This window comes from Pseudoalteromonas sp. DY56-GL79 (genome assembly GCF_041414765.1).
GTDB classification, from domain to species: Bacteria; Pseudomonadota; Gammaproteobacteria; order Enterobacterales; family Alteromonadaceae; genus Pseudoalteromonas; species Pseudoalteromonas piscicida.
The window spans coordinates 51,188-62,204 of record NZ_JANHZS010000034.1; the positions used below are offsets into that span (position 1 = coordinate 51,188).

12 protein-coding genes and 1 pseudogene are annotated in these 11,017 nt (G+C 44.1%); 4 read left to right on the plus strand and 9 right to left on the minus strand.

What is annotated here, in order from left to right; all coding sequences use genetic code 11:
• Positions 1–12: 12 nt before the first annotated feature.
• A complete protein-coding gene (locus NO992_RS20925; protein ID WP_017218369.1) occupies positions 13–318 on the minus strand; it encodes a helix-turn-helix transcriptional regulator in 306 nt (101 codons plus the stop codon).
• A 329-nt stretch (positions 319–647) separates the two neighbouring features.
• On the opposite strand from NO992_RS20925, the gene NO992_RS20930 reads away from it, so the two are divergent.
• The gene (locus NO992_RS20930) at positions 648–800 is read left to right on the plus strand and encodes a DUF2892 domain-containing protein (protein WP_010378208.1); all 153 of its coding nucleotides are present in this window, start codon (positions 648–650) and stop codon (positions 798–800) included.
• A gap of 37 nt (positions 801–837) precedes the next feature.
• On the plus strand, positions 838–1,182 hold the full coding sequence (locus tag NO992_RS20935; RefSeq protein ID WP_371380302.1) for a rhodanese-like domain-containing protein: 345 nt from the start codon (positions 838–840) through the stop codon (positions 1,180–1,182).
• Between the two features lie 34 nt (positions 1,183–1,216).
• Here the strand turns inward: NO992_RS20935 and NO992_RS20940 are convergent, their stop codons facing one another.
• Both NO992_RS20940 and NO992_RS20945 read right to left on the minus strand, forming a co-directional pair.
• On the minus strand, positions 1,217–1,843 hold the full coding sequence (locus tag NO992_RS20940) for an OmpA family protein (protein WP_010378204.1): 627 nt from the start codon (positions 1,841–1,843) through the stop codon (positions 1,217–1,219).
• Positions 1,844–1,926: 83 nt separating this feature from the next.
• Positions 1,927–2,724: a substrate-binding periplasmic protein gene (locus NO992_RS20945; RefSeq protein ID WP_371380304.1), complete on the minus strand. Its 798-nt coding sequence runs from the start codon at positions 2,722–2,724 to the stop codon at positions 1,927–1,929.
• A 96-nt stretch (positions 2,725–2,820) separates the two neighbouring features.
• Here NO992_RS20945 and chrA point away from each other — a divergent pair, with 96 nt between their 5' ends.
• On the plus strand, positions 2,821–3,951 hold the full coding sequence (chrA, locus tag NO992_RS20950; protein WP_371380306.1) for a chromate efflux transporter: 1,131 nt from the start codon (positions 2,821–2,823) through the stop codon (positions 3,949–3,951).
• Positions 3,952–3,975: 24 nt separating this feature from the next.
• Here the strand turns inward: chrA and NO992_RS20955 are convergent, their stop codons facing one another.
• The 4 genes from NO992_RS20955 to speA all read right to left on the minus strand — a co-directional run bounded on the left by NO992_RS20955 (position 3,976) and on the right by speA (position 9,004).
• Positions 3,976–5,205, minus strand: a complete 1,230-nt coding sequence (locus tag NO992_RS20955; protein WP_010378197.1) for a mechanosensitive ion channel family protein — start codon at positions 5,203–5,205, stop codon at positions 3,976–3,978.
• Positions 5,202–6,122: an acetyltransferase gene (locus NO992_RS20960; protein WP_305777378.1), complete on the minus strand. Its 921-nt coding sequence runs from the start codon at positions 6,120–6,122 to the stop codon at positions 5,202–5,204. Before NO992_RS20960 ends, NO992_RS20955 begins: the two co-directional genes overlap by 4 nt.
• Before the next feature lie 15 nt (positions 6,123–6,137).
• Positions 6,138–7,013 carry an acyltransferase gene (locus tag NO992_RS20965; RefSeq protein ID WP_010378193.1) on the minus strand — a complete coding sequence of 292 codons (876 nt, stop codon included), beginning with the start codon at positions 7,011–7,013 and terminating at the stop codon, positions 6,138–6,140.
• Positions 7,014–7,123: 110 nt separating this feature from the next.
• Positions 7,124–9,004, minus strand: coding sequence for a biosynthetic arginine decarboxylase (speA, locus tag NO992_RS20970; protein WP_138582402.1), 1,881 nt, complete (start codon positions 9,002–9,004; stop codon positions 7,124–7,126).
• A 220-nt stretch (positions 9,005–9,224) separates the two neighbouring features.
• On the opposite strand from speA, the gene speE reads away from it, so the two are divergent.
• Positions 9,225–10,085 (plus strand): polyamine aminopropyltransferase, encoded by an 861-nt coding sequence (speE, locus tag NO992_RS20975; RefSeq protein WP_010378188.1) that lies wholly within the window; start codon positions 9,225–9,227, stop codon positions 10,083–10,085.
• A gap of 173 nt (positions 10,086–10,258) precedes the next feature.
• Here the strand turns inward: speE and NO992_RS20980 are convergent, their stop codons facing one another.
• Positions 10,259–10,594, minus strand: a complete 336-nt coding sequence (locus NO992_RS20980; RefSeq protein ID WP_130127195.1) for a hypothetical protein — start codon at positions 10,592–10,594, stop codon at positions 10,259–10,261.
• Positions 10,595–10,647: 53 nt separating this feature from the next.
• Positions 10,648–11,017, minus strand: a pseudogene (locus tag NO992_RS20985) (glycerophosphodiester phosphodiesterase); the annotation flags it as partial.

Here is an 11,017-nt window from a genome sequence, read left to right on the forward strand (position 1 = left end):
TAATCGTTCCTGTTACTCTGCACTTGAGGCGCAGAACAGCTGATATAAACTCTCGAGTAGTACAGCGACTCGGCTATCTTTAACATGATAATAAATCGTCGCCCCCTCACGCCTAGTCGCCACGATTTGTGCCTTTCTCATGCTGGCTAAATGTTGTGATAAGGCAGACTGCGCTAACGGCACCATTTCATTAAGCTGGCTAACACTGAGCTCTTGCTTTTGCAATGCACACAAAATCATCAAGCGATTTTTATTCGCCATAAGCTTTAACAAGGCTTCTGCCTGTTCGGCATTTTGCGCCATTTGCTGAAGATCCATGTTGACTCCCAAAAAATAAATGCGCTTAAAGTATAGACACAAATATTAGTAATGTCTAATATTAGAAATATCTAATATTAAAGGTGACACTCATTATGACCTTACATCCTCGTTAACCTGAGGTTTGGATAAGAAATGGCTAATTCATTATTTTTAGTCAAAAAGGCTTTTCTTCTTGTCTAGCCAGCAAGATTTAGGGAAAACAAGGCGAATTTACGCACCAATAGCGAGCTATTGGAAGTGAATTCAACGCAGTTAGCGCTAAAACTGGCTGCTAGAAAGGCATTAATTATCCGAAGTTCAGGTTATTTAGATTAATCGCTGGTGTTATGTTTGCCATTTCTTTACTGCTCACACATTTTGTCAGCCCACATTGGGTTTGGTTTAGTGTGTTTATTTGTGTCAATTTAGTGCAGTCTGCTTTTACTAACTGGTGCCCTATGATCGTTATATTGAAGAAACTTGGCATTCAGGAAAGGTGAGTCATAATGAAACCGATAACCCAATAAGGAGCTATATATGCTGATATCTGCCCAAGATGTATTAAAGACAGTTAAGCCTAATCAACGCTGCATTGACGCGGTACAAGCAAAATCAGAGATTGCACAAAACAATGGTCTGGTTATCGACGTGAGAGAGCCGGCTGAACATAGTCAAAAAGCAGCCAGCGGCGCGGTAAATATCCCAAGAGGACTGCTAGAATTTAAGCTTCCAGAGCTAGAAAAAGACGCAGACAGGCCAATTTATTTACACTGTGCTGCTGGTGGCCGTGCTATTTTTGCCGCAGAGCAACTAACACGTATCGGTTATACAAATGTCAGCGTAATTACCTGCAAAGCTGAAGTGGTGTGTGACACTTTATAAAAAAGGAGTGCTGTGCAGCACTCCTTGATTTTTCCTACGCGCGGTTTGGAATAATTTTAATTTCTACTCGGCGATTTTGTGCCTTACCTTGCTCGGTGCTATTGCTCGCGATTGGCTGAGACTCACCCATGCCCTCTGCGTACAAACGCGCAGGAAGTACCTGCTGCGATAATAAATACTGCTTTACGCTATTCGCGCGCTGTTCAGACAAAGTCTGATTGAAGCTCGCTGAACCAGTAGAGTCTGTATGCCCGACAATCGTTAAGAATGTCTTATCGTACTGCTGCATCACACGCGCGATGCCTTGAAGCGTATTGTAAAAGCCTGGGCTGATAGCTGACTTACCTGTCGCAAAGGTTATGTTTGATGGCAACACTAAGCGCATTTGGTCACCCTCACGAACAACCTCAACCCCCGTGCCCGCGAGCTCTTGGTTAAAAGCGGCTTCCTGCTTGTCCATATAGTTACCAATTGCGGCACCTGCAATTGCACCAACCGCAGCACCAATGGCAAGACGCTTATCTTTGTGGTTACCAGTAGCCTTACCTAACACCGCGCCGGTTGCAGCACCAATCGCCGCACCTTTACCTGTGTTATTCATTTCACATCCAGACAAAGCAACCACAACGGCTGCACCAATTAACATATTTCTTGCAATCATCTTCCCACCTGAGTTCGTTTCAACTTGATTGTCTATATTGTTGCAATAAACAATTAACTCTGGCTGAAGCCTTGCCGGTTTTTTTAAGGATGAGCAGGGACTAAGTCGCTTATATGCTCAGAAACTGGTGGCAGTTTATATTTTGCAACCACAGCATCAAGCTGCTTTCTCTCAGCCAATTGCTTCATCGTTAAACGAATGGTTTGCGCAAGCTCGGTGCCGCTGAAGCGTTTGCTCATTGCCATATGGCCATAAATCGGCTGAGCGTGGTGATAGGAGATTTTTTTCAACTTTTCAATGGGCTGACCAAGCACTTCCATCGCCACCTCAGCGGTGTCTTCAACTGCGATCACAAGGTCAACACGTCCTTTAAGCAATAAATCAAACGCCACTTGCTCACTAAACACAGGGACTTTATTGAGTTGACGGTCTTCGTCAAAGCGAGGGTAAAAAACGCCGCCACGCATCACTGCAATCCGCTTGGTATAAAGATCCGTATATTGCTCCACCCGAATATCGCTGTCTTGCTTAGCGTAAAACACGAACGAAGATGTCAGCGCCATGTAGGCGGGTTCGACAAAGTCGATTAACTTTTCTCGTTGCGGCGTACGGATCAAACCACCCATGACGTCTACCTCACCTTGCGCTATCATCCGCATACAGCGTGAGAAAGGACAGGGAACGGCATTTATTTGATAATCAACACCAGCTTGAGCCTGTACTGTTGCCAATATATCTAAGATTAAACCTTGCACTTCACCACTGTCTTCAATAATGCTATATGGTGGCGCGTGATCAACAGCGACATTAATTTGCTGAGCAAAACAAGAGAAGTTCGCCAACAAAAAAAGTAAACACGGCGATAAAAAAGTCATTCGCATAATACTTATCCAACTGAGGCGCACTCGCGCCAAAAGTCATAAATATGTCATATAAAATTGTGAAGATATAAGGTTAACAATATCACAAGGTACACTATGTTTCTGAAAATATTTTACCAGTTTTTGTTATTAGGATGTACGAGCTTTGGGGGGCCTGCGGCTCATCTTGGATTCTTTAAAAAACACTTTGTCGATAACTTAAAATGGCTGAGTAACGAGCGCTATGCCAGTATGATCAGTCTGTCACAAATACTGCCAGGACCAGGTTCTAGCCAAGTAGGATTCGCGATTGGTTTAGAAAAAGCTGGAATACTAGGAGGGATCGCCGCCTTCTTAGGGTTTACGCTACCATCTTTTTTGCTCATGGTCATGCTGGCATTAACCGCTGAGCAGCTTTCGGGCACTGCGTTGAATGTCATCGATGGGTTGAAATTGTTTGCTGTTGTTATCGTTGCCGATGCAGTACTGAGTATGGCGAAAAGCTTTTGTAAAACCACAGCACTCAAATTCGTCGCATTCTTCGCCACATTCACGCTGTTGATGCTGCCGAATTTAAGCGCGCAATTGGGTGTACTTATGGTGCTTGTCGTCGCGGGTTACTTTTACTCATTCAGCAATGCGCCAAGTAAACCGAGTCAATCAAAAAGCCAAATCAATTGGTCTGTATTTGCGCTATTTATTGGCCTATTTACGTTAACCTTTGCCGCGCTACCAAATCAACTATTTGCCGAGTTTTATCAAGCAGGTTCCTTGGTTTTTGGCGGCGGTCATGTCGTGCTACCGCTACTACAAACCAGTGTAGAGGGAGTCGCGCAAGAAACCTTCTTAACGGCTTATGCTACCGCGCAAGCCATTCCAGGGCCGATGTTTACCATCGCAAGCTTTTTAGGCGCCGTTGTCGACAATACCCATCCCATTTTGGGCGCAGCAATTGCAACGCTCGCTATTTTCTTGCCGGGCCTACTGTTAATGTGGGCGTTTAACCAACAGTGGCAATCACTTATTACATTGCCAAGGTTTGCCAGCATTAGCGCGGCCTTAAATGCCGGTGTTGTGGGGATTTTAGCCGCTGCGTTTTATCAACCAATTTGGCTTTCTGCGGTGCATAGCTGGCTCGATATCATCGCTGTGGTATTAGGCTTTGTAGCACTTAAATGGTTAAAGCCCGCGATATGGCAGTTGCTTATCGCCTTTATGGTGTTTGGGGTTATCGCTGGAAGTGTGTAGGCCACGTTTGAGTGGCCTTGGTGATTATTCTGAAGTTGCGTCAGGTTTGCTACCGGCGCGCACCTTCACGCGGTGTGCACCGAAGTAATCACTCACACTTTGGTATGGACGTAACCCAAATGCAGGCATTACGCTTAGCATGTAGTCCAGAATATCGGCTTGTAGGTGCTCATAAAACACCCAGCGCTTATCGCGACTAAAACAGTAAAACTCCAAAGGCAAACCATGTTGCGTGGGGGCAAGTTCCCTGACCATACATAAACAATCTTGATTAATGGCATCATGCTGCTTCAAGTAGGCCTCTGCATAGCGTCTAAATAAGCCTAAATTGGTGATATCGCTTGGTACATCTTCAAGCTTTTCCAGCAGTGGATACTGCTCGGTTAGCAACGCTTGCTTTTGCTCAGGCAACGGCTCAATGCTAGTAAAATCAATGTGAATAGCGCGTTTGATACGGCGTCCTGCTGACTCTTGCATGGCACGCCAGTTTTTAAATGAATCAGAGATCAGCATATAGGTTGGTATGGTGGTGACGGTGTTATCCCAGTTACGTACCCTAACGGTATTTAAACCCAGATCAATCACCTCCCCGTCTGCACCAAATGCGTCAACTTGGATCCAGTCGCCAGTGGTTACCAGTCGATTGGCTGCGATTTGAATACTCGCAACCAATCCCAAAATCGTATCTTTAAATACCAAAATAATGACTGCCGCAATCGCACCAAAACCGGAGAGAATATAAGTCGGTGATTTATCCACCAAGATACTGACCACCAATATAGAACAAACTATAAATATCAGTAGCTTAATTACTTGAATAATCCCTTGGATCGGCACTTCTTTGGCGAATGGAAAGAGGTTATAAACGCCATTACCTAAATTGACTAAACTACTAAATAAAAACCCAGATGCCACCACCAACATGACATACACCAGTGTTTCCAGCACGATAAACACCCAAGCAGGCGCGACAAATAGACGCTCGTGGTAGGCGGAAAAGACCAGTAAACACAATACAAAGGCAAAGCGGCCGCTAAATTTACTTAACTGAGGGGCAAGGTGACCAATTTTACGCGGTGAAATATGCCGCGCGAGGTTTTCAACATTGGGTAGCACTAAACGGCGGATCACCCAATATAAAAACAATAACCCAACAACCGCAACACCGTTGGTGAATAAAGCACTGATCACAGTGCCTTGCGGTAACTCTTTTAACCACGGTTGAACGACGTCATGAAGGTGATCAAACTTCATAGCTGTTTTAGCTCCTCATTGAGCGTGTCATTTGGCTCAGTCGAATGCAGCCAATGCGCTTCGAGTTGGCAATCTTTGCGTTGCCAAACTTCATTCATAAAAGATTGAAACTGTACACGATAAGCTTTATCGGCTTGATAGTTACCAAGCGGCACTTGCTCCATCGCGATGTAGTCTATTTTTACATCAATTGCGTCCAAGCGTCCAAGCGTAAATGCACGGCAAATATGCTCACCTTCTAACTCATAAGCCAAAGTCGCGTTGAGCATGCCGTCAAGTTGCTCAGATAACACTTCTAGGGCAAACGCTACACCTCCCGCCTTTGGTTTGAGCAGATGCTTGAACGGGCTATTTTGATGCGCATGTTTGGCTTTAGTATGACGAGTACCTTCCACAAAATTAATTACCGTTGTGGGATGATCACGAAAATTGCGACAACTGGCTTTGGTACGCTCTACATCCATCCCTTTAAGCTTAGGGTTTTTGGCGATCTGCGCTTTACTCGCACGTTTCATAAATGGCATGCCCATTGCCCATGCACCGGTGCCAATAAAAGGCACGTATTTCAATTCATCTTTTAGAAAAAATTTAGGTGCAGGTAGTACCTCCATGGCACTAAGCACAACGATATCAAGCCAGCTAAGATGATTGGAAATTAACAAATACCACCCTTGAGCGTGTAATTCTTTTGGCAAGCTCACTTGGATTTTGTCGCACGCGATGCGCAAACCAAGGTAATTGCCTTTACACCACATACCGTAAAAAAAGTGCAGTGCTGTAGAGATAAACTTAACTGGCACAAGCAATTTTATGATGCCAAACAATAGCACCAATAAACCACACACAAAGGTATTCACCAGCAGCCACACACTGGCCGATAGTCCGAGAAACCACTTAGGTAGTATTTGTTTTAACATCACAACATCCTTCTACTACTTTTTATCGGCAAGCTCCACAAGTTGTGCGTCTTTAGCTTGCCACAAGGCGTTTAATTCGGATTGGAAACGCACTCTAAATTCGGGATCGTTCGTGTAGTCGCCGACCAAGTTTGCACTGACCGGCATTACTTCCACCTGAACATCTACTGACTTCACTTTACCAGCGATAAAGTCTGCAAAAGTTGGTACACCACCGGGATAATGTATGGTGACATTCACCACTTTGCTGATTTGCTCACCCATGGCCTGCATCACAAATGCGATGCCTCCCGCTTTTGGTTTAAGCAGGTGTGTAAATGGGCTTTTTTGCTTACTATGCTTGGACTCAGTGTAACGCGTACCTTCAACGAAGTTTACAATACTCACTGGCATTGTTTTAAACTTTTCGCATGCTTTTCGCGTCGTTTCTATGTCTTTACCACGCAATTTAGGGTTTTTCTTTAATTGCGACTTGCTGGTTCGCGTCATAAAAGGAAAATCGAGCGCCCACCAAGCAAGACCTAGCACGGGTACGTAAAGCAGCTCTTTTTTCAAAAAGAAATTCAAAAACGGGATTTTGCCATGAAGCACTCGCTGCAACACTAAGATATCCACCCAACTTTGGTGATTGGCAATAACCAAGTACCAGTCTTTGCGTTTTAGCTCATCCAATCCGCTCACATTGAGCGTATACGGCGCAATGAGGTTTTGGCTCACTGAATTACACGCGACCCAGTTACTTGCGCACGCTTTAGCAATATAGCTCATGGCTTTTTGCAATGGTGGGATGGGTAGTAGCTTAATCAAGCCACAAATAAAGATCGGTATAAACCAAAATATAGTGTTAACGGCGTACAGCAAGATGCTGATCACTTTACGAATAAACGACATTCATTCCCTCATCGTGTTTTACGGCAGAGCTGTATCATACCTTGAAAATCACACACAATTAAGCCGACCAGTTGGTCGGCTATAATTTATTCCATTTCACTATCTAGAAATCAATCTTCGAAGTAAGTATAACCTTCAAGTCCAGCATTTAACTCTTGTAAATACTGAGCTTTAATTGACTCTGGCAACGACAACGCCGCGACTTGCTGTGCATAGTTCTCAGATAACACCGCTTTGTCATAATGAACAAAGCGCAGTACATCTTCAACACTGTCGCCCTTGATTGCATTAGTGAGTTTATAACCCTCATCACAAAGCTCAACGTGTACTGAGTCGGTGTCACCAAATAAGTTATGTAAATCACCCAATATTTCTTGATAGGCCCCCACCAAGAACATCGCAACGTGATATTGCTCTCCCGGCACATACTCTGGAATGGGTAGACTTGACTCAATACCCGCACCCTCAACATAACTGTTGATTTGACCATCAGAATCACAGGTAATGTCCTGAATAATCGCCCTTTGCGTCAACGGCTGATTGAGCTTGTCGATAGGCATCACCGGAAATAGCTGGTCAATACCCCACACATCCGGTAGTGATTGGAACAACGAGAAGTTCACAAACAGTTTATCAGCCAGCTTTTCATTGAGGTCGTCTAATACTTCTCGGTGTGCTCTCGCATTCTCATTTAAGCACTCACGCACTTTATGAAGTGTCGTGAAGTAAAGCTGTTCAAGCTGCGCCCACTCTTGCATGCTGATCAAACCATGCACGTATTGGTCGTGTGCATCGCTGAACAAGTGCATAGCGTCATGATAAGTTTCTAAGGCCATGCGAGGGGTTAATTGTGACAACGAATGCCATAACTCTTGTAATACCAATGGGCTGGTATCTTGTGGTTGCACCGGTTCGACTTGATTTGGTGCTTTTTCTACGTCGATCACATCCGTGATCAGCATCGCGTGATGGGCAGTTAATGCTCGGCCAGATTCAGTAATAATATCCGGATGCGGAATGCTATTGAGCTCCGCAATATCATGAAAAGCATGCACCACATTTTTCGCGTATTCCGCCACCGTATAATTCATAGAGCATGAACTACGAGAACCTGAGCCTTCGTAGTCCACTCCGAGGCCACCGCCAACATCAACGATACGCAGCGGAACACCTAGTTGGTATAGCTCAGCATAGTGACGCGCACACTCTTTAAGCGCACGTTGAATATCACGAATATTGGCAACTTGCGAGCCGATATGGAAGTGTACCAACTGCATTAAGTGCAAACGATTATGCGACTTAAGTAGCTCAACCGCTTGCAGCACTTGGCTAGCAGTAAGACCAAACTTGCCTTTTTCACCACCGGTATTTTGCCACTTGCCCTTACCAACTGAATTAAGACGAATACGAATACCAATTGACGGTTCAATGCCTAAATCATCGATTTCCTGTAATAAGGTATCTAGTTCAGAGAGCTTTTCAACGACTATGTTTACTTGATGACCCATCGCTTGACCAATGCAAGCTAAGCGCAAGAACTCACTGTCTTTGTAGCCGTTACAGACAATGGTAATAGGTTGATGTGCCACACCCAAAATTGCCATTAGCTCAGGCTTAGAGCCGGCTTCAAGACCAACAAGACCACTTGGATGCGCTAATAACTTGCTGACAACCGAGCGCTGCTGATTCACTTTTATTGGGTAAACACAGGTGTACTGGCCTTGGTAATCACGTTGAGTTCGTGCAGCAGTAAATGCTTGAGTCAAGGTATCGACACGATGTTTTAAAATGTCGGTAAAACGCACCAAAACCGGCAAAGTTAGCCCCTGCGCTTTAAATTGCTCAGTTAGCTCTGGAAGAAGAATTGGTGGCTTAGTGCGATCACCATCAGGAAACGCCACTAACTGGCCCTGTTCATTGATATCAAAATAGCCGTCACTCCAGTGGGTAACGTTATAGATAGAACGTGCTGTTTGCAGACCCCAAGTCATTGCTGCTCTCAATTAATTCTTTATAAAGCTTCATTCTAATACGCGCGGCTAGTCAATGCGACCTAAAGTTGCGTTTTCATTAGCTTACAAACCTTATGAATAGCCCATGCTTGATTAGGACTAATATGAGGCAAAGTACAAAATGTTGACTAAAATTGATTGAGCAAAGGCGCAAGCACTGGCAAAATTGCCTTAATTTTTATCAAGTGTGAACACAATCATGGCAAACTTAGAAGCAAACCGTTGGTTTACAGAAATTAGCGACCGCGATGGCAGCGCTTTTTCACTTAGAGTCAACAAAAAATTAGACGAAATCCAATCACCTTTTCAAAAAGTAGAAATGTTTGAAACGACGGATTTTGGTAACCTGATGATCATTGACGGTTGCACTATGGTGAGCACGCGTGAAAACTTTTTCTATCACGAAATGATGAGTCACCCGGCGCTGTTCTCGCACCCTGCACCTAAAAATGTTGTGATCATTGGCGGCGGCGACTGTGGCACATTGCGTGAAGTATTAAAGCACCCTGGCGTTGAAAAAGTAACTCAGATTGATATCGACGAAGTTGTGACGCAAATGTCTTTGAAATACTTCCCTGAGCTTTGTGAGTCTAATAACGATCCTCGCGCAACTGTAATGTTTGATGATGGCATCAAATATATGCGTGAAGCCGAAGCAGAGTCTATCGACGTTATCATCGTTGATGGCACCGATCCTGTTGGCCCTGGTGAAGGTTTATTCAACCACGCATTCTACAAGAGCTGTTTAGCAGCGCTTCGCACTGGCGGTATCATGATCCAGCAGAGCGAATCACCACTGATGCACATGCCGTTGCTATTAGAAATGCGCGATGCAATGTTGGAAGTAGGCTTTGTTGATCTGCAAACCCTGCCTTTCCCACAGCCAATCTACCCAAGCGGTCTGTGGTCAGCAACGATGGCGCGTAAAGATCAAAAGTTTGCCGGATTCCGCGAGCAAGACGTTGATAACGCAACATTTGATACTGAGTACTACAACACAGGTATTCATAAGGGTGCATTAGCAACACCTAACTTTATGAAGCGTGCTTTCGAAAAGTAGGCCGAATCAAAATATAAACTTAATTGTTAAAGTGTGGTAGCTCATACCTGACTCTACAGCCTTGATGACTAGGTTAATATTTCACCTACCCTGAAGTTATGAGCGAACAACAGACGTTCGCTCTAGCTCGTTTTTGGACAAAAACCTTTTGTGTCCTTGGTTTAACGGCTTTGTTAGCTGTACTTTACTAGCACTTCTCTAGTAAACCGATAAAAACAAACTGCCGCTAATAGCGTAAAAATCGAGGGTATAAGAAATACAAACACCTCAATTAATCCAAGCTCTTCAGAACTATCTACAATTGAACTAGCTACAAATGAAGAAAAAATTGTAGCAACAATAGAGGTTTTAACTCCTTTGGCATGCTTACTTTTTGTAACTTTATCAAGCTTAACAAATGCGAAAAGTACTATGAAAAGAGATATTAGATAAGTAAGAGTATCTACTATCATCACAGCGAACTCAGCCAGTGACATCCCATACATATTCTTGATAATTTCTCCGAACATTTCCACTACTCAGGTTTTCCTTGTACAGCTATCGCCCGCGCAATAAGCGCGAGCTAGCGAGCGTCCTGATTGACGCGTTTGTTAGCTTGTGTTGCACGAATAAAATCAAGATCACTAGTGATAACTCCAATACCCGATGCGACAACGTCATCGTAGGATTGGGTGATCGATTCATGTCGAGACCATAGATAAACATCCGAACCATGGCTCTGTAATCTTGATGCTAGGCGTTCAGGATAGCCCCAAAAATATTTTGTCATCGAGGGAGGTATAAAAAGAATGGTGTTCCTACAGGAATCAGGAACTAATCCCGCCCATCCAACTAAAAGATAATTTATTCCGCAACTCTTTACACTACCAACACTTGCTAACCGTAAAGATGAATCCTTGTTTCGAAACCACTCCATACCTTTTGAAGAGGTA